Here is an 18,762-nt window from a genome sequence, read left to right as displayed (position 1 = left end):
AAGTATTAAAAAAAATGTAAGAAAATTACTTTTTATTTTTTCTTATTCAATTATTCTGTTAATTTGAACAAATGAATTTTTATAGTAGGTTTCTTTTGTAGAAGAAATAATTACTCCCTTGGATGTAGAGGAATGTACAAATTTTATTTCATCATGATTGACTTCAGTTATAAGTCCAACATGATTGATTTGCTTGTTTTTATTGGTTTTAAAGAAAATTAAATCTCCCTTTTTGGCATCATCAAATTCTATTATTTTCCCAACTTTCGATTGCTCGTAAGAACTTCTGGGTAGTTGTATGTTTTCTTTTTCAAAAGTATAATAAACTAAACCTGAACAATCAAAACCTGCTTTTGTAGTGCCAGCTGCTTTATAACGAACACCAATATTATCAGTTGCAGTTTCAATCAGATTATTTACAATGTATTTTGCTTCATGTTTTGATTCTTTACTTACAGAAGATAAACCTGTTTTACATGATGCTAACAAAACAGAAAATAAGATTAGTAAGAATACCTTTTTCAAAACGATAAATTTTATTATTATTTTAAATCTGATACAATAAGTTTGGCTGTTTTTTTACTGGCTCCGATTCCTCCAAGTTTTTGTTCCAGGATATCATATTTTTTTAATAGCTCTTGACGATAATCCTGAGTTAACAATTTTTGCAATTCTTCTTTTATTCTTTTGGTATTGCAATCGTTTTGAATCAATTCGGTTACCACTTCGTCATCCATAATTAAATTAACTAGGGAAATGTATTTTAAAGTAATAATACGTTTTGCAATTTGATAAGATGCCCAGCTTCCTTTATAACAAACTACTTCCGGTACTTTAAAAAGGGCAGTTTCTAAGGTTGCTGTTCCTGAAGTTACTAGGGCAGCTGTTGAAGAACGAAGTAAATCATAGGTTTTATTCGAAATAAATTTTATGTTTTTATTCGAAATAAACTGTTGGTAAAATTCAAAATCCTGACTCGGTGCACCCGCAATTACAAATTGATAATCTTTAAATTCATCAACAACACTTAACATTACTCTTAACATTTTGGTGATTTCCTGTTTACGGCTTCCTGGTAAAATAGCAATAATTGGCTTGTCATTTAATTGATTCTCCTGCCTAAAAACAGTTTCATCAAAAACAGTCTCATTATTGATAGCATCAATTAATGGGTGTCCAACAAATTCTACCGGAAAATGATGTTTATCTTCGTAAAAGCTTTTTTCGAAAGGTAAAATCACGAACATTTTGTCGATATCATTTTTTATTGCCGTAATTCGATTTTCTTTCCATGCCCAAATTTGAGGCGAAATATAGTAATGAGTTTTGTAATTTAATTCTTTTGCCCATTTTGCAATTCGCATATTGAATCCAGGGTAATCAATAAAAATGATTACATCAGGTTTAAATTCTAAAATATCTTTTTTGCAAAATTTAATATTGTTTAGGATAGTTTTCAAATTAAAAACCACTTCTATAAATCCCATGAAGGCCAACTCACGATAATGTTTTACCAAAGTCCCACCTGTTTTTTGCATTAAATCTCCTCCCCAAAATCTAATTTCAGCTTCAGCATCTTCATGATATAAGGCTTTCATTAAGTTAGAACCGTGTAAATCACCAGAAGCTTCACCTGCAATAATGTAGTATTTCATACGTCGATAATATTTTTTAAAAAGAATAAGTTACTCTTGACTTAATAAAGGCAAAAAATGTAATACAAAGATAGCAACTTAAGTCAGTAAAGTTGAAATTGCCAAAACAATCACTGATAAAATGACACCGCCGGCCATAAATTCTTTATCTTTTTTTAGTAAAACTGCAAAAACGGCAAGGTCTAAAGTCGTTCCTAATGTTATGACTTTTCCTAAATAACCATTTTCTTTTATTATTTGAATTCCGGATGAAATATCAAATCTTGTAAAAAAGGTAATGAACAAATAACTTCCAAGTAAAGAAGTGAAAATTCCAATAAGAAAGCCTATGAGTATGTCTCTTTTATTCATTTAAATCCCACGTATTTAGTTGTTGAATTGCATGATGAGCAGTTAAGTCAAATTGAACCGGAACTACAGAAATATATCCATTTTCTAATGCCCATTCATCAGTATCATCTCCTTTATCCTGATTTACAAATTCTCCCGAAAGCCAATAATAGTCTTTTCCGAAAGGAGTTTTTCGTTTGTCAAATTTCTCTATCCAAAGTGCTTTTGCCTGTCTGCAAATTTTAATGCCTTTGATTTCTTTTTCTTTTAATTTGGGAAAATTTACATTTAAAATTACACCTTGGGGTAGTTTTTTTTCAAGAGTTTCTAAAACTATTTTTTTGATAAATGTTTTAACTGGATCAAAATCAGCATTCCAATTATAATCTAATAATGAAAAACCTATCGCCGGAATTCCCTCAATTCCTGCTTCAACAGCAGCACTCATGGTCCCTGAATAAATTACATTTATTGAAGAGTTTGAACCGTGATTGATTCCTGATACACATAAATCTGGCTTTCTCTTCAAAATCTCATTTACTGCAAGTTTTACGCAATCTACAGGAGTTCCCGAACAGCTGTATTCTGTTACAGGATCATTTTCTTTAGAGATTTTGTCCAAATATAAAGTGTTGTTAATCGTTATGGCATGCCCCATAGCACTTTGCGGTTTGTCTGGTGCTACAACAATCACTTCGCCAATTGCTGCCATAATATCAATTAAATTTCTGATTCCGGGAGCCGAAATGCCATCATCGTTTGTTACTAATATTAAAGGCTTTTTGTTTTTCATGGTGAGGATATGATAAGAATTATTGCGAATATAAGATTTTGAAGACAAATGTAGGAACAGATTTTATTAGAATACTAACAAATAAATTAAAATTTGTCAACTAAATTATCTAAGTTTTTTACCATTCAAAGATTTTCATATCTTTAACAAAAAATTATAGTAAGCTTGGCTTTATTGACTTGGTTTTTACTATAACTTAGATTAAAAAATTGATGAATGCTATTATTAAATTTATGAAAAGAAATTATAAAATTCTCATAGCCGTATTGTGCTTGTCTGTAACCTTGTTTGCATTCAAGGTAAATGCAGATAAAACAATAGATCCGGATCCAAATAAAGACAAAATGCTTTTAGAGTTGTTGGCTTTTGTTATAGAAAAAGGACACTATAGTCCGCCTCCAATTGACGATGCATTTTCAAAAGGGATTTTCAAAGATTATATTGAAGCACTTGATCCTTCGAAACGCTTTTTTCTGCAATCTGATATTGATGAGTTTAAGCAATATGAATTAATGCTGGATGAGCAGTTCCTTAATAAAGATTTGACGTTTTTTAATCTTACCTATACCAGATTAATGAAACGTATGGAAGAAAGCAAAAAAAGATATAAAGTTATTTTAGCACAACCATTTAATTATGATGTTGATGAAACTTTTAATGCAGATTATGAGAAAATTCCGTATGCAAAAAATGGTGCAGAAATAAATGAAAGATGGAGAAAGCAAATTAAACTGTCTACCTTGTCATCTTTGGTAACAAAACAAAAATTAGAGGAAGATAAAAAGAAAACGGATCCTACTTATAAAATAAAATCTTTTGAAACCCTAGAAAAAGAAACGCGCGAAAGTTCTCTTAAATCACTAGATGATAATTTTAGTTTAATAAAAGATTTGGACAAGCAAGATTGGTTTTCTGTGTATGTTAATTCAATTATGACTCGTTTTGATCCCCATACAAGTTATTTTGCTCCAGAAGAAAAAGATCGTTTTGATGTCAATATTAGTGGGAAATTAGAAGGAATTGGAGCTCGTTTGACTAAGAAAAACGATTTTACGCAAATTGACGAATTGATTTCAGGAGGTCCGGCGTGGAAAGGAAAAGAACTGGAAGCAGGTGATTTAATTCTGAAAGTAGCACAAGGGAACGATGAGCCAGTAGATGTTGTGGGTATGCGTCTTGATGATGTGGTGAAAAAAATTAAAGGCCATAAAGGAACAGAAGTAAAACTTACAGTAAAAAAAGTCGACGGAACAATTAAGATAATTTCGATTATTAGAGATGTAGTTGAAATTGAAGAAACATATGCTAAATCAAGTATTGTTGAAAGAAATGGATTGAAGTATGGTGTAATTTATTTGCCTAAGTTTTACATTGATTTTGAAAACAAAGATGGTCGAGATGCAGGTAAAGATATTGCTTTAGAAGTAGCAAGACTTAAAAAAGAAGATATTAGCGGAATCGTACTTGATGTACGAGATGACGGTGGTGGATCGCTTTCCACTGTAGTTGATATTGCCGGTTTATTTATTGAAGAAGGACCAATTGTTCAGGTAAAATCGGCTGGAAAAAAGAAAGAGGTTTTATATGACAAAGATAAAAAAATTGAATGGGATGGTCCGTTGGTAATAATGGTTAATAGTTTTTCAGCTTCAGCTTCAGAAATTCTTGCTGCAGCAATTCAGGATTATAAACGTGGTGTTATTATTGGTAGTAAACAAACTTATGGCAAAGGTACGGTGCAAACAGTTATCGATTTAAATCAGTTTGTTCGTAACACTGAATTTGGGGATTTTGGAGCTTTGAAAGCAACTGCTCAAAAATTCTATAGAATTAATGGAGGTTCTACACAGTTAGAGGGAGTTAAAAGTGATGTTGTAATGCCAGATCGTTACGCTTATTTAAAAATGGGTGAGCGTGATATGGATAATGCAATGCCTTGGGATAAAATAGATCCGGCAAGTTATAGCACATGGAATTCCAATGAAAATTTTAATCAGGCGATATCAAATAGTAAATTTAGAATTGCTCAAAATCCTCAGTTTAAATTAATAGAGGATAATGCTAAATGGATTGATGTTAAAAACAAAGAAAATACGTACAGTCTGAATATTAAAAGTTTCAAAGCAACACAAGAGCAAGTAGAAAGTGAAGGAAAGAAGTATAAACCAATCGCTGATTATAAAAACAATTTGATTTTTAAATCATTGCCTTATGAAAATCTTGAAATTGCTAATGATGCTTCTTTAAAAGAAAAAAGAGAAGCCTGGCATCAAGCCCTTGCCAAAGATATATATGTAGAAGAGGCTTTGAATGTATTAGATGATTTGCAGCCTAAAGGCAGTATTAACAAACAAACTAATTCTTCTAAAATTAAAAAAGACAAACTGGTTAAATCTTAATTTTTGAAATTGAACTTAGATAAAAAGAAAAGCTCCATATTACTAAATTTATGGAGCTTTTCTTTTGAAAAAAATATAATCTCATATATGAAAAAGGTATTCGTTTTATTTATAATCACATTATTTATTGTTTCTTGTAAAAACGAAAAAAAAGAAATACTGCTTGCTCAAAATACTTTTGTAAACCAATCGCAAAATGTTTCCCAATCAGTTTATTCAATTGCATATTTACCTACTTCTACAACCAGGCAAATTGTAAAACATGATTATTATACATTATCATATAATGAAAAATTTGAACAGGCAGAATGGGTAGCTTATGAATTAAAAAAAAAGTATTTGAAAAACAATGATTTCAAAAGGCCTTATTTTATCGAAGATCCAATGGTAGGAACTGGTTCGGCAGATTGGAGAAATTATAAGAAATCCGGGTATGACAAAGGACACCTCTGTCCGGCAGGTGATATGGAGTTTGATAAAAAAGCATATGATGATACGTTTTATACTTCAAACATTTCTCCTCAAAATCATGATTTTAATAGTGGAATCTGGAATCGTTTAGAAAATAAAGTGCGTTATTGGGCGGTGAAGTATAACGATATTTATGTAGTAACTGGAGGGATTTTAAAAGATTCTGATAAAAAAATTGGAACAGAAAAAGTTTCTGTTCCAAAATATTTTTATAAAATTATTTTGGCTAAATCAGGAAAAGATCACAAAGCAATTGCTTTTTTAATTCCAAATGAAAAAAGTCAAAAAGGAATTTATGAGTTTGTTGTTCCTGTTGAAACTTTAGAAAAAATGACTGGAATTGATTTCTTTCCTAATTTAAAAAACTTAAAAAGCAGTAAGGATTTTTAAGTCGGCAATAGTTGTTGTTGGATTTCCTGCTTTAAAAACAAAACTTCCTGCGACTAAAACATCAGCACCCGCTTCTACTAATTGCTTTGCATTTTTATTCGTTACACCACCATCAATTTCAATAAGTGTCGAAGCATTTTTGCGTGTAATTAAAGCTTTTAGTTTTTTAACTTTGTCATAAGTATTTTCTATAAATGACTGTCCACCAAATCCTGGATTTACACTCATGATGCAAACTAGGTCAATGTCATTAATTACATCTTCTAATAAATCAATATTTGTATGAGGATTAATAGCAACTCCTGCTTTCATTCCTTCAGCTTTAATAGCTTGTAAAGTTCTGTGCAAATGTGTACAAGCTTCGTAGTGTACAGTTAAACCATTGACACCTAAATCAGCAAATGTATGAATGTAGCGATCCGGATCAACAATCATTAAATGTACATCAATATACTTTTTTGCATGTTTTGAAATTGCCTCTAAAACGGGCATTCCAAAGGAAATATTTGGAACAAAAACACCATCCATAATATCAATATGAAGCCAATCAGCTTCGCTGTTATTGATCATTTCGATATCACGTTGTAAATTGGCAAAATCAGCTGCAAGAATAGAAGGAGCAATAAGTGTGTTCTTCATTGTGTAGTTGTGTGTTGTGTTTTTTTTGCAAAGGTAATTATAAAAAATAAAAAACTCCGGTAATCAGCCGGAGTTTCAATCATCAATCAAAAAACGAACAGTCAATCAAACTGTTGTTTACTATATAGTCGAAAGTCTAATGTCTAAAAGTCGAAACAGATTTTGGACTTTTATTAACTTTCTAACTTTTAGACATTAGCCTAAATATGTTTTTAAGATTTTACTTCTTGAAGTGTGTTTTAATCTACGGATTGCTTTTTCTTTAATCTGACGAACACGCTCGCGAGTTAAGTCAAAAGTTTCTCCAATTTCTTCTAAAGTCATTGGATGTTGATCGCCAAGGCCAAAATACAAACGAACCACATCAGCCTCTCTTGGGGTTAATGTTTCTAATGAACGCTCAATTTCAGTACGTAATGATTCGTGAATTAACTCTCTGTCCGGGTTTGGAGATTCTCCAGAACGTAAAACGTCATAAAGGTTTGAATCTTCACCTTCAACAAGAGGTGCATCCATTGATAAGTGACGACCAGAGTTTTTCATAGACTCTTTTACGTCATTTACAGTCATGTCAAGTTCTTTTGCAATTTCTTCAGCAGAAGGCGGACGCTCGTTAGATTGCTCTAATAACGCATACATTTTGTTGATTTTATTGATAGAACCAATTTTGTTTAATGGTAAACGAACGATACGTGATTGTTCTGCCAAAGCCTGAAGGATCGATTGACGAATCCACCAAACTGCGTAAGAGATAAATTTGAAACCACGGGTTTCATCAAAACGTTGAGCTGCTTTGATTAAACCTAAGTTTCCTTCGTTAATTAAATCAGGAAGTGTTAATCCTTGATTTTGATATTGTTTGGCCACAGATACTACGAAACGTAGATTGGCTTTTGTTAGTTTTTCTAATGCTCTTTGATCACCGGCCTTTATTCTTTGTGCTAATTCTACCTCTTCATCAGCGGTAATTAGGTCAACTTTTCCAATTTCTTGTAGATATTTGTCTAACGATGCAGTTTCACGATTGGTTACCTGCTTGGTGATTTTAAGTTGTCTCATGTTGTTGTCTCCCTATTTTTTAAAGTGTACAAATGATTATACGTAAGAAGGTTTCAAAAAGTTACAAAAAAGATTTTTAATTTTTCTCTGGCTTCATTTTTAATGAGTAAATATTATGTATATATTTGAATTACTTGTGATTAATAGACTTTTAAAGGCTGTAAATTAATTAAAAAAATAAAAAAATAGAGTGTTGAAATAATGAATACTTAAATATAAAGTGCTATTTAACGCTAATCGTTTTAGAAACATAAACCGGTTGTCCGTTTTCTGTAAAACCTTCTAAAATGACTTCAAAATCGCCTTTAATATCTGATGTGTAAAAAGATAAAGTGTCTTCTTTTTTATCTAAAATGAGATTTGGTTCCCATAATAATTGATATCTGTAGTCGGGAATTCTTTTCAAATTATTTCCGGCTGAATAATCAGGATTATAATATACTTTTTTCGAATTTGGTCGTTGAATTTCAATTGTTTTCAAATATTTTTTGGCATATGTAGTAGCAAAATCACTGTTTTTGGTTTCAAAACTAATCATTCCTCCATACAGATTTGGGCCATAAACATATGGCTCATTGATAAGGCTTACTTTGTCAACATTTCCCATGTTATAGTCAAATAAATCACTTGGATCCTGTATTAATAACCCGTCAACAAGAACCAAGGGCGGACCATATATTTCTAAATCTTTATGATCATTTCGCACACGTAATTTGAATTTACCGTTTTCCTTACGATAATAAAGTTCTATAATAACTTCTACTATACTTTCTTTTAAGGTTGGGAAACGTGTATAATCATCAAGTACATATGTCTTTTCTATAGTGTTGAAAAATGGATTTATTACAGCCTCGGTTGCTAGACTATCCTTTTTAATTTGATAATAGGCATTTTGGATTTGACTTGCAGTTGACCTTTCTTCAATATCTTTTTTTAGATCTGGTGTTAAATTAAGTTTTGATGTAAATTGTAACCCAGAAGTGTCAAATTTCGGAAACGGATCGAAAATAATTGTATAATCGTTACTTTTATCATCCAAAACCTGAACTATTGCATTGGAAAAATTTGGAAATTTGTCCAATAAAAAAGCAAATTTTCCCTGAGCATTTGTTTTAACTATTTTTAAAACAAATTCTTTTCCCGGTAAAGAAAGCGAAAGAGACTTTTCATTTACAGGAAGATCGTTTTTAGATACGATTATACCGGTAATTAATTCTGATCTTAATTCAGGTATGTAAGTAAAAAAAGATGTATTGTAATTTGTGTAATTGTCAGTTGTTTTTTTTACAAATTCCAGTGGGCTTAATTGTTTTAAAGTAGGAATCTGGTCAATTTTTCGAATTGAGAGAGAGTAATTGCCTTTTTCTACTGTTTCTGTTAGTGATTTTAATTTTATATTAGCTTTATCTCTGGTATAATAGCTTTCTTTGTCAAATTCAAAATCTACTCTTTTTTCGTTGCTTAAATTTGAAGATGTTGAACTTTGAACAGTTGAAATAGCACTCTTTGAAGTAGTATCAAAAGTTATATTTTCATTCGGTTCCTGAATTTGAAATGGATTAATAATAAAAATATCTATTTCATGCGTTTGGGATTTAGGATTGTTAAGCATCCATTTTGTATAAGCAATTACTTTATAGTTTCCTGTTTTTAAGGTAGTTGGAATGAAGTGTTCTCCCGTGCCAATTCCTTTTTCCAAATACACTTTATTTTTTTGAAAGGAATTCTTATTGTTATCAACCAACTCGATATAAGCAATTTTGCTAATCAGACTTGGAGTGTTATTTATTGTATTTAGGGAATACAATTTATAAAACAAAGTTTCACCTGTTAGAAACGTTGTTGTATTGGTATTCACAAAAATCGTTTCCTGCATTGAGACGTTTAAACTTTTGTTTTGAGGAATGCTATTTTGAGCAGAAGCAAAAAAAGTTACCATTAACAAAAATGTCAAAAGTAAAATTGGTTTGATTTTATGCAAAATATTTGTTTTATTGTATGTAGAAAATGTTCTCATAAATTTTAAAAGATTAATCAATCCAGAAAGGAGGAATAATATTCGATGAAAATGTAGTGCAATCTCCACAAGCAGCTTTTACCATAAAATAAGTCCATGGCTCGCTGAAGGATACAAATGTACTTGATTTAGTGCGGATTAAAGAGCGTAAAATGGCTTGTTTACAAGGGAAATCGCCAGGGCAATCAAGATAATCTTTAATTTCACAATCACTTTCATAGTAAGGAGGAAGTGGCTTGTTGGGAAATAAGTCTGCATAATTGAAAAATATTCTTTCAGATGAAACTGCAGAAACTTCAAAATAACCAATAACTTTTTCGTTAGGATTTTCTACTGACTTTATATTTCCATAAAAGAAGCCAGGCTGTTTTGGAGAAAGGACACTTCCTGATGTTGATAAATCTTTTAAGGTTTTGTAGTACGTATAGGCAGCTAAATTCTGTACATACTGTTTTACAAAAATACTGTAGCGGTGCGATATGATATAGTTTTGATCACTTATAAAACGTATAGGAAAGTGTACTCTGTCGTCGCTTTGATCATTTGTACTATTTAGAAGAATATCTTCTGATTTTTTAGTCGAAAAGCAGGTTTCTGTTTCCTTTTTTCGTTGAGATATTAAAATGTATTCTGATGCGGGAGCTCCTGGGAAATCATTTTCAAGATCCGGCGGAATTGCAGGGCTTATTTGTATAGTAGTTTCTAATGGTGACCAAACTGGGGCTACAATTTTGTAGGTTTCGGCATATTCGTATCGATAATATTTTGAAGAATTTGTTGGGTCAAAACTATTTACATTTATTTGTACTCCAGTTTCGGAACCAACCCTTTCTACAGTAGCTGTTATATTGTCAATTTTGGTTTCTGTAGTTAAAGTTTGTTCGTCAGAAGTATAATTTTTGCCCGCCTGGGTTTTAATATTTAATTTGTATTTTCTTCCTGGTTCGGCTCTAAACTGAGTCAAAGAAGCATAAACAGTATCTTTTTCTTCAAACTGATATTCATTTCCCTGATCATCTGTGATAAAAACATTTGCACCCTTTTCATATTTCGGACCGGTTTCATCAAGTTGATAAACCTGAGAAACCCTTATAATCTGATTTTTAACTTCGTTTGTAATAGTTCCTTCTACAACAAGAGCGCTTTCAAAATCAGTATTTTGAAAAACATACTGTTCAGTACAGCTTGTTAAGGTAATTGACAGAAGAAGAAAAAGTGATATTTTATTAAAATATTTCATGATTTTAAAACTTGAAATTATAGGTAATACTAGGAATCGGAATAGCAAATATGGAAGTCTTATAGGCTTTGATTTGTCCTTCATCTGTTACAAAAAATACAGAATATGGATTATTTCTTCCCAAAACATTATAGACAGAAATGTTCCAAAAACTATGTGCTAACTTTTTTATTTTATGATTTCCTTCAATATTAATGCCGATATCTAATCTGTAATAGTCAGGAATCCTGAATTTATTACGATCACTATAGACTGTATATTGAGCATTTCCATAGTCGTAAGTTCCAATAGGATAGGTTATAGGGCGTCCTGTTTGATAGATGAAATTACTTGAAAAGCTATAACGTTTAGTAAATCTGTAGTTTAATACTGCACTAAAATCGTGAGGTTTATCAAAATTTGAAGAAAAATACTTTCCATCATTCACTTTTTCTTCATTAAACTGACTGTTTAATTTTATTAATGATCTCGAATATGTGTAACCTAGCCAGCCATTAAGTCTGCCTTCTTGTTTTTTTAATAATACTTCTATTCCGTAAGCTTTTCCTTCTCCTTGCAAAAGTTCAGTTTCAATGTTTTCGTTCAGTAATAAGTCAGCACCAACCTTATAATCTAAAATATTTTTAGAGTTTTTGTAATATCCTTCTAAATTAAGTTCAAGTTCATCATTATTTAAATTTTTATAAAAGCCTAAAGAAAATTGTTGCGCGCTTTCTGGTTTAACATTTAAATCTGAAAGTTTCCAAATATCTGTTGGGGATTGTGTTGTATTATTTGATAATAAATGAATGTATTGATAGGTTTTGTCATAACTAGCACGAACAGAGAAATCATTTGTTAAATAATATCGCGCTGCAATTCGGGGTTCAAATCCTCCATATTTTTTAATTATTTCATTATTTGCATAGGTTTTTGTTTCAATAACTGTAGCATCGCTTATAGGGAGATTTTGTTCATAAATTCTTTGAGTAGATTTTCCTAATGCAGCAAATGAAGAATAGCGTAAGCCAAAGTCAAGTAAGAATTTATCGCTTATTTTAAAATTATCACCAACATAAAGAGCAGATTCTAATCCTTTTTCTGTTTCTACATCAACAGGAACCAGAGAAGATTGGGGATTTTTAGGGTTTAAATATCCGGGATCAACACCGTACAATTTGCTTGAGATGCCATAACTAAATTTATGTTTTTCATTATAGGTATAAGTCATTTTTGCAGCCAATTGAGTTTCGTTTATTTTATAACCAAAATCAAATGAATTTATCCCAGGCGATTGATAATCAATATTAAATTTATACTCACTATTGGTTAAAATTAGTGATCCTTTGTTTTTTTCATTAAAGGTATGATTCCATTTTAATGTTGCTAGTCTGTTACTGTACTTGTACAATGAATCTGATGAAACGCTAAACTTGTCATGACTATAATATAATGTTGATTCAATGTCATTATTGGTGTTTATTTTGTGATTGTATTTTAAAATAATATCATAAAATGAAGCCTGGCTGTTTTTTAATTTTTCATCATCTAAGCTTTTTAAAATCCAGTCTGAGTAACTTGCTCTTCCTCCCACAACCAGACTTGATTTTCCTTTAATAACAGGTGTCGAAAGCATCAAATTGCTTGTTGCAGGGCCTATTCCGCCTTCACCTTCAAACTTGTCAAAATTTCCGGTTTTTGAAGAAATATCAAAAACAGATGACAATCTTCCGCCAAATTCAGCAGGAATACTTCCTTTGTAGATGTCAACTTTTTTTGTCGTGTAAGGATTTAATGCAGTAAAAAAACCAAAAAAGTGAGATGGATTATATAAAACGGCATGATCTAATAAAAATAAATTTTGATCCTCTTTGCCTCCTCTTACATTATAACCAGATGAACCTTCTCCTGCTGTTTTTATTCCAGGTAAAGTTAAGGCTACTTTTAAGATATCTCGTTCTCCCAAAACCAGGGGTACGTTTTTAATTCCTTCAGAGTCAATAGTGGTAACCCCTGTTATTGCAGCTTTTGCATTTTTGTTTTTATTTGTTTTTACTAAAACTTCATCAAGTTGGTTCATATTGTCTATTAAAGAGAAGTTAAGCGTACCATCATTGTAAACCATAATTTTTTTGCTTACCTTATCATATGAAAAAGTCTCTGTTTCAACTATACTTATTCCGGGAGGAACTTGTAATTTATAGTAGCCGTTTTTATCTGTAATGGTTGTAAATTCAGTTTTTGGAATTTTTACTATTATATTGGAAAGTCCTTCCCTGTTTTTACCACCTCTTATGTAACCGGAAAGTATGTAAGTTTTCTTCTTTTGATTTTTTGCCTCTTTACCAATAAGTACGATATCCCGAATATTTTTATTAGGATTTCGTGTATTCTCTCTTTTCAATGAATCAAATTGTTGATAAAAAATGGGGGCTATTGCAATTCCATTTTCGTCTTTCTCTAAAGGAATCCCAAAATAATCATCCGGTAGCTGATTATAAATTATGCTATTGTTAGTTAATATGATTTTGTTTTCAGAGATGTAAAAATTAAAACTGGTATTTTGTAAAACTTCATCAAGGACTTCCGCTATTCGCACTTCTTTAAATTGTTTTGTTATGGCTATGCTATCCGATTCCAGCCATCTTTCATCAAAATAAAACTTAAAATATGAAGTTTCTTCTATGTTTTGTATAACAGTTCGAAGATTAGCATTTTTAAATTCAACAGAAACTTTGTCACTAATAACTTGAGAATATGTAATGTGATGAAGGGCAAATAAAAATAATAAGAGAGTAATTTTTTTCATTTAATTAGAACTTTTTCTTAAAAGACCATTGATTTGTTTTGCTATATTTTCCATGAATTGTTTTTTATCTGAATTTTCTAACTTCCTGTTTGTTTTATAAAAATTATTAATTTCCTTTTTATATGATGGGAAGATTGCTCTTATATCTTTTACAGATTGAATTTTATAAAATAAGCCGTTGTATTTTATAATAAAGTCAGTATAATAGATGAAATTGTAATAAACCCCATCAGCCTGAAATATTTTAATTTTTTCTTTTCTGTGTTTTGTATAAAAAGAAATATCAGTGTCTGTAAAATTCTCTTCATAAATGCCATTAACGAGTTTAGGGAATTTAATGGACTCAGATTTTAAATGGATAAATTTTTTATTCTTAAAGATAAAAAAATCAACCTTGTCTTTTATAAGAGTTATAGGCAGGTTGCTTGTTTCGCCATTTTGTTTGTAAATAACCTGGTCATCATAAACATCATATTTTATGTTAACATTCGCATAAATTTCATCTTCAAAACTTAAATCACCAATATTAAATTCGTCAATATAATATCTGTTATTTTTTGGCATTGGACGAAAAGGCTCGCTATGCACAACTCCATTATTAATATTGAGATTGTCTTTTCCTACAGCATTATCAAAATAATTGTATAATGAAGAATTTTCATTAGTTTGGCAATACAAATAAGAAACATTCAAGAAGATGCTAAAAATCAATAGATTTATAGTTTTTTTTTGACGATTTTTCAAAGGAATTGATGTTTTTATGGTTTTAATTTGGCATGTTTCAAAAGTATTGAAAAAATGTTACAAAAATAACTTAAGACTGTTAAAATGTAATAAAAATTCTATTTAAATAAAACAAAAACCCCCAATTCAAATATTTGAATTGGGGGTTTTCTATGAATAAACCTTTAGTAAACTAAGATCTGATTACTCTTTTTTCTCCTCACGCGGAGGTCTTTGTAAAAGCGCTTTTCTTGACACTTTTTCTTTTTTCGTTTTAGGATCAAGCCCTAAATACTTCACTTCAAACACATCACCCATGTTTACAACATCAGTAACGTTTTCAGTGCGTTCCCAGGCTAACTCAGAAACGTGTAATAAAACTTCGTTTCCTGGTGCAGCAGTATATTCAACTACAGCTCCAAAATCTAACATTTTAATTACTTTCACTTCATAAGCTTCTCCCATTTGAGGTTTGAAAGTGATTGACTTAATTTTAGCTAATACTGCTTCAATTCCAGCAGGATCAGTACCTAAGATTTCGATAACACCTTGTTCATCAACTTCGTTGATCACAATAGTTGTTCCTGTAGCTTTTTGTAATTCCTGAATCACTTTTCCACCAGGCCCAATTAATGCTCCAATAAAGTTTCCAGGAATAGTTCTGGTGATGATTTTTGGAGAATGTGCTTTTACATCTTCTCTTGGAGCTGCGATAGTTTCAGTCAATTTCCCTAAAATGTGTAAACGTCCTTCACGGGCTTGCCCTAAAGCTTGCTCCATAATATCATAGCGTAAACCATCAATTTTAATATCCATTTGACAAGCTGTAATACCGTCAGCAGTACCGGTTACTTTAAAATCCATGTCTCCTAAGTGATCTTCATCACCTAAGATATCAGACAATACGGCAAATTTCTCACCGTCAGTAATTAATCCCATAGCAATTCCAGAAACTGGTTTTACCATTTGAACACCAGCATCCATCAAAGCCATTGTTCCGGCACAAACTGTTGCCATAGAAGAAGAACCATTAGATTCTAAAACTTCAGATACAATACGAATTGTGTAAGGACAGTCAACAGGAATCATGTTTTTCAAAGCTCTTTGAGCCAAGTTACCGTGACCAACTTCTCTTCTTGAAGTTCCTCTTAGAGGTTTTGCTTCACCAGTTGAAAAAGGAGGGAAGTTATAGTGTAAATAGAATTTTTCTTCACCTTGTTCAGATGGTGAATCTATTTGGTTAGCTTCTCTAGAAGTTCCTAAAGTTACAGTAGCCAATGCCTGGGTTTCTCCACGAGTAAACAATGCAGAACCGTGAACTCTTGGTAAATAATCAATTTCACACCAGATTGGTCTGATGTCTGTTGTTTTTCTACCATCTAAACGAACACCTAATTCTAATACTACGTTACGAACAGCTTCTTTGTTTGTTTTGTAAAAATATTTAGAAACTAAATCTCCATCAGCAGCCAATTCTTCTTCTGTAAATAAAGCTTTTATTTCTTCTTTTACTTCAGCAAATGCAGCAGTTCTTTCGTGTTTAGCCGAACCAACTTTTGCAATAGCATAAATTTTATCGTAAGCTGCAGCTTTTACTTTTTTGTAGATATCTTCGTTTTCTTTCTCACCTTCGTAAGTACGAATTTCTTTTTTACCAAAAGCAGCCTGGAGACGCAATTGTGCTTGAATCTGAACTTTAATAGCTTCGTGAGCAAATTTAATAGCTTCCACCATTTCAGCTTCTGAAATTTCTTTCATCTCACCTTCTACCATCGCAACAGAATCCATAGAGGCTCCAATCATCATATCGATATCAGATTTTTCTAAGTCTGCTCTTGTTGGATTGATAACAAATTTTCCGTCAATACGCGCAACACGAACTTCAGAAATTAGGTTATAAAAGGGGATGTCTGAAACTGCTAATGCTGCAGAGGCAGCTAAACCAGCTAAAGCATCTGGCATTACTTCTTCGTCATGAGACATTAACTGAATCATAACTTGCGTTTCAGCATGGTAATCATCTGGGAAAAGCGGACGCAAAACACGGTCAACTAATCTCATTGTTAATACTTCACTGTCGCTTGGACGAGCTTCTCTCTTGAAAAAGCCTCCCGGGAAACGACCTGCGGCTGCAAATTTTTCGCGGTAATCTACCGTTAATGGTAAAAAATCAACGCCTGGGTTAGATGTGCGGGCTGAAACTGCTGTTGCAAGTATCATTGTGTCGCCCATTCTAACTACTACCGAACCGTCAGCTTGCTTAGCTAAACGTCCTGTCTCGATTGTGATGCTTCTGCCATCACCTAAATCGATACTTTCTACAAATAATTGTGGAATCATAATTTTTCCTTATTGGTTATACAATGGGTTTTAGTTGTGTTGTAGTTGTTGTGTGTAGTTGTTGTTTCTAAAACCCAATGAAAAACCAAACTTTTTTTAATGTTAATATCAATTTCAAAAATCAATATTAATTCGTTTGTAAAATTAAAAATCTAAACTCAGATTTTTAAAATTTAAATAAAAAAAGAGGCACTCTCGCACCTCTTTACTATATTGATTATTTTCTGATATTCAATACTTTGATAATCTCACGATATCTGTTGATCTCTTTCTTTTTCAAGTAATCCAACAAAGATCTTCTTTTACCTACTAATAGTACAAGTGAACGCTCAGTGTTGTAATCGTGACGATTTTTTTTCAAGTGTTCAGTTAAGTGTGAAATTCTGTAAGTGAACAATGCAATCTGACCTTCTGCGCTTCCAGTGTTTGTTGCACCACCGTGTTGTGCGAAAATCTCTTCTTTCTTTTCTTTAGTTAAATACATTCCAATATTATTTAATGATTTTTATGTATGTCATACAGCTTTTGTAAGACGGGTGCAAAAATAGAACTTTTTTTTGAGAAAATAAATTTATAAATTGAAAATTTTAATGATTAGTGAATTTATGGCGCTAAAAAGCTTTTATTTGTTGATTTTCAGTTTGTTTCGTTTTTAAATATTGCTATTTGAAAGTATTTTTTCAGGAATTTATATTAAACGAAAATTACTTTTTCTTTTCCAATCTTTTACCAGTTTGTTTTTCATTCAATGAAGAATAAGAAGTCTTTACATTGTTTTCGTCTATCCTTATTCCTGAAACCAGAATTCCCTGATCATAATTATTGGTAAATGTAATTTTTAGTACGTTATCATTTCCCTGCCAGACACCTTGCTTTAAACCATTTTTAATGGCTCCTTTTTCTGTTACGGATTCATTCTTGTCTTCGTATTCTCCATTTCCGTCAATTACAGTCTGATTTTTATTTTCATCCCAAAAATTAAGAATTAAGGTTTGAGATTTTTTAGTTTTAGGATCCCAAAAATGCTGTTTGTCAGATTTTTTACTTTGGTTTTCGTACCAATTGACTTCCTTTCCTGATTTATGATCTTCTGAATAATTTATAACCGATTCTTTTGAACCATTCTTGTAATAATAAATAAACTCGCCGTCTTTTTTCAAGACGTCTCTGTCTAAGGTTGTACCTGTCATTTTCTTTCTTCCGTTTTTATAAAAATCGGTAACGACATATCTAACACTTTTTTGAGAATAGTTTGTGATTACCCGCGTATAACTATAATTTTCTGGAGTTGCTTCACGATTCAAAGAATCAAGAAAAAACTTTTTCGAGACCATGCTAATTTGTGCAAATAGATTTCCTGAAATTAGAAGGAGAAATATTAGGGACATATTTTTTTTCATTCAGATCTATTTTTATATAAAAATAGGATTTCTAGAATAATTTAGCAACCTCCTGATTTACAAATTCTAAAAAACGCTCATCAGCTTCTGTAAACGGATCAATCACGTGACTATCAATATCAATTTGACCAATGTTTACACCATTAACAAATAATGGAACTACGATTTCTGATTTTACTGTAAAACTGCAGGCAATATAATTGTCCTGAGCTGCAACATCCGGCACTACAAAATTTGCATTGCTTTCAGCAACTTGTCCGCAGATTCCTTTTCCGAAAGGAATTACGGTGTGGTCAGTTTCAGCACCTACATAAGGGCCTAAATGCAAAGTTTTATTTTCATGATTGGCAAAATAAAAACCAACCCAGTTATAATATTCTACATTTGTATTTAATAATTGACAGATTGCCAATAATTTTTCATCTCTTACGGTATTTGTATCAGCTACAATACTACTTATCTTGGGTTGTAATTCCTGAAATATCATAATTTAAAATTTTATACAAAAGTATTTAATG

General features: G+C 31.4%; 16 protein-coding genes. 2 read left to right on the top strand and 14 right to left on the bottom strand.

The genetic code is table 11. The features are described 5' to 3' along the window. Nucleotides 1–42: 42 nt before the first annotated feature. The 4 genes from ACEN2I_RS12795 to surE all read right to left on the bottom strand — a co-directional run bounded on the left by ACEN2I_RS12795 (nucleotide 43) and on the right by surE (nucleotide 2,778). Nucleotides 43–525 carry a C40 family peptidase gene (locus ACEN2I_RS12795; protein WP_441766492.1) on the bottom strand — a complete coding sequence of 161 codons (483 nt, stop codon included), beginning with the start codon at nucleotides 523–525 and terminating at the stop codon, nucleotides 43–45. A gap of 17 nt (nucleotides 526–542) precedes the next feature. Further along, nucleotides 543–1,655: a lipid-A-disaccharide synthase gene (gene lpxB / locus ACEN2I_RS12790; RefSeq protein WP_441766491.1), complete on the bottom strand. Its 1,113-nt coding sequence runs from the start codon at nucleotides 1,653–1,655 to the stop codon at nucleotides 543–545. 78 nt (nucleotides 1,656–1,733) lie between these two features. Continuing rightward, nucleotides 1,734–2,006, bottom strand: a complete 273-nt coding sequence (locus ACEN2I_RS12785; RefSeq protein ID WP_441766490.1) for a hypothetical protein — start codon at nucleotides 2,004–2,006, stop codon at nucleotides 1,734–1,736. Continuing rightward, nucleotides 1,999–2,778, bottom strand: coding sequence for a 5'/3'-nucleotidase SurE (gene surE / locus ACEN2I_RS12780; RefSeq protein WP_441766489.1), 780 nt, complete (start codon nucleotides 2,776–2,778; stop codon nucleotides 1,999–2,001). The genes ACEN2I_RS12785 and surE overlap by 8 nt, the downstream gene beginning before the upstream one ends. A gap of 212 nt (nucleotides 2,779–2,990) precedes the next feature. On the opposite strand from surE, the gene ACEN2I_RS12775 reads away from it, so the two are divergent. Beyond that, on the top strand, nucleotides 2,991–5,177 hold the full coding sequence (locus ACEN2I_RS12775; RefSeq protein WP_441766488.1) for a carboxy terminal-processing peptidase: 2,187 nt from the start codon (nucleotides 2,991–2,993) through the stop codon (nucleotides 5,175–5,177). An 87-nt stretch (nucleotides 5,178–5,264) separates the two neighbouring features. After that, a complete protein-coding gene (locus ACEN2I_RS12770) occupies nucleotides 5,265–6,038 on the top strand; it encodes a DNA/RNA non-specific endonuclease (RefSeq protein WP_441766487.1) in 774 nt (257 codons plus the stop codon). Here ACEN2I_RS12770 and rpe read toward each other — a convergent pair. From rpe to ACEN2I_RS12720, 10 genes are all read right to left on the bottom strand, one after another. Beyond that, nucleotides 6,015–6,677 (bottom strand): ribulose-phosphate 3-epimerase, encoded by a 663-nt coding sequence (gene rpe, locus ACEN2I_RS12765; protein WP_441766486.1) that lies wholly within the window; start codon nucleotides 6,675–6,677, stop codon nucleotides 6,015–6,017. The two genes, ACEN2I_RS12770 and rpe, sit on opposite strands and share 24 nt — an antisense overlap. 195 nt (nucleotides 6,678–6,872) lie before the next feature. Then, on the bottom strand, nucleotides 6,873–7,736 hold the full coding sequence (locus ACEN2I_RS12760; protein WP_007804760.1) for a sigma-70 family RNA polymerase sigma factor: 864 nt from the start codon (nucleotides 7,734–7,736) through the stop codon (nucleotides 6,873–6,875). Between the two features lie 223 nt (nucleotides 7,737–7,959). After that, nucleotides 7,960–9,753, bottom strand: a complete 1,794-nt coding sequence (locus tag ACEN2I_RS12755) for a hypothetical protein (RefSeq protein ID WP_441766485.1) — start codon at nucleotides 9,751–9,753, stop codon at nucleotides 7,960–7,962. A gap of 13 nt (nucleotides 9,754–9,766) precedes the next feature. Continuing rightward, entirely contained in the window at nucleotides 9,767–10,993 is a 1,227-nt protein-coding gene (locus ACEN2I_RS12750; protein WP_441766484.1) for a DUF4249 domain-containing protein, read from the bottom strand. Nucleotides 10,994–10,997: 4 nt separating this feature from the next. Then, nucleotides 10,998–13,781: a TonB-dependent receptor gene (locus ACEN2I_RS12745; RefSeq protein ID WP_441766483.1), complete on the bottom strand. Its 2,784-nt coding sequence runs from the start codon at nucleotides 13,779–13,781 to the stop codon at nucleotides 10,998–11,000. After that, nucleotides 13,782–14,525, bottom strand: a complete 744-nt coding sequence (locus tag ACEN2I_RS12740) for a hypothetical protein (protein ID WP_441766482.1) — start codon at nucleotides 14,523–14,525, stop codon at nucleotides 13,782–13,784. A gap of 183 nt (nucleotides 14,526–14,708) precedes the next feature. Further along, entirely contained in the window at nucleotides 14,709–16,844 is a 2,136-nt protein-coding gene (locus ACEN2I_RS12735; RefSeq protein ID WP_441766481.1) for a polyribonucleotide nucleotidyltransferase, read from the bottom strand. A 217-nt stretch (nucleotides 16,845–17,061) separates the two neighbouring features. Next, nucleotides 17,062–17,328, bottom strand: a complete 267-nt coding sequence (rpsO, locus tag ACEN2I_RS12730) for a 30S ribosomal protein S15 (RefSeq protein WP_042566099.1) — start codon at nucleotides 17,326–17,328, stop codon at nucleotides 17,062–17,064. Between the two features lie 220 nt (nucleotides 17,329–17,548). Then, nucleotides 17,549–18,244 (bottom strand): hypothetical protein, encoded by a 696-nt coding sequence (locus ACEN2I_RS12725; RefSeq protein WP_441766480.1) that lies wholly within the window; start codon nucleotides 18,242–18,244, stop codon nucleotides 17,549–17,551. Nucleotides 18,245–18,275: 31 nt separating this feature from the next. After that, complete coding sequence (locus ACEN2I_RS12720) at nucleotides 18,276–18,731, bottom strand: GAF domain-containing protein (protein WP_441766479.1); 456 nt, start codon at nucleotides 18,729–18,731, stop codon at nucleotides 18,276–18,278. Between the last annotated feature and the right edge of the window lie 31 nt (nucleotides 18,732–18,762).

Origin of the sequence: Flavobacterium sp. W22_SRS_FK3, assembly GCF_052113665.1 — a bacterium.
Taxonomy (GTDB): domain Bacteria; phylum Bacteroidota; class Bacteroidia; order Flavobacteriales; family Flavobacteriaceae; genus Flavobacterium.
The sequence above is the reverse complement of the archived record's forward strand: the minus strand, read 5'-3'. Positions and strand labels throughout refer to the sequence as shown.

Bases quoted from the DNA above. Each gene is read 5' to 3' on its own strand.
- ACEN2I_RS12760 (WP_007804760.1), bottom strand. From the start codon at position 7,736: ATGAGACAACTTAAAATCACCAAGCAGGTAACCAATCGTGAAACTGCA.
- surE (WP_441766489.1), bottom strand. From the start codon at position 2,778: ATGAAAAACAAAAAGCCTTTAATATTAGTAACAAACGATGATGGCATT.
- ACEN2I_RS12750 (WP_441766484.1), bottom strand. From the start codon at position 10,993: ATGAAATATTTTAATAAAATATCACTTTTTCTTCTTCTGTCAATTACC.
- ACEN2I_RS12785 (WP_441766490.1), bottom strand. From the start codon at position 2,006: ATGAATAAAAGAGACATACTCATAGGCTTTCTTATTGGAATTTTCACT.
- ACEN2I_RS12720 (WP_441766479.1), bottom strand. From the start codon at position 18,731: ATGATATTTCAGGAATTACAACCCAAGATAAGTAGTATTGTAGCTGAT.
- ACEN2I_RS12770 (WP_441766487.1), top strand. From the start codon at position 5,265: ATGAAAAAGGTATTCGTTTTATTTATAATCACATTATTTATTGTTTCT.
- ACEN2I_RS12735 (WP_441766481.1), bottom strand. From the start codon at position 16,844: ATGATTCCACAATTATTTGTAGAAAGTATCGATTTAGGTGATGGCAGA.
- lpxB (WP_441766491.1), bottom strand. From the start codon at position 1,655: ATGAAATACTACATTATTGCAGGTGAAGCTTCTGGTGATTTACACGGT.
- ACEN2I_RS12725 (WP_441766480.1), bottom strand. From the start codon at position 18,244: ATGAAAAAAAATATGTCCCTAATATTTCTCCTTCTAATTTCAGGAAAT.
- ACEN2I_RS12745 (WP_441766483.1), bottom strand. From the start codon at position 13,781: ATGAAAAAAATTACTCTCTTATTATTTTTATTTGCCCTTCATCACATT.
- rpe (WP_441766486.1), bottom strand. From the start codon at position 6,677: ATGAAGAACACACTTATTGCTCCTTCTATTCTTGCAGCTGATTTTGCC.
- rpsO (WP_042566099.1), bottom strand. From the start codon at position 17,328: ATGTATTTAACTAAAGAAAAGAAAGAAGAGATTTTCGCACAACACGGT.
- ACEN2I_RS12775 (WP_441766488.1), top strand. From the start codon at position 2,991: ATGAATGCTATTATTAAATTTATGAAAAGAAATTATAAAATTCTCATA.
- ACEN2I_RS12755 (WP_441766485.1), bottom strand. From the start codon at position 9,753: ATGAGAACATTTTCTACATACAATAAAACAAATATTTTGCATAAAATC.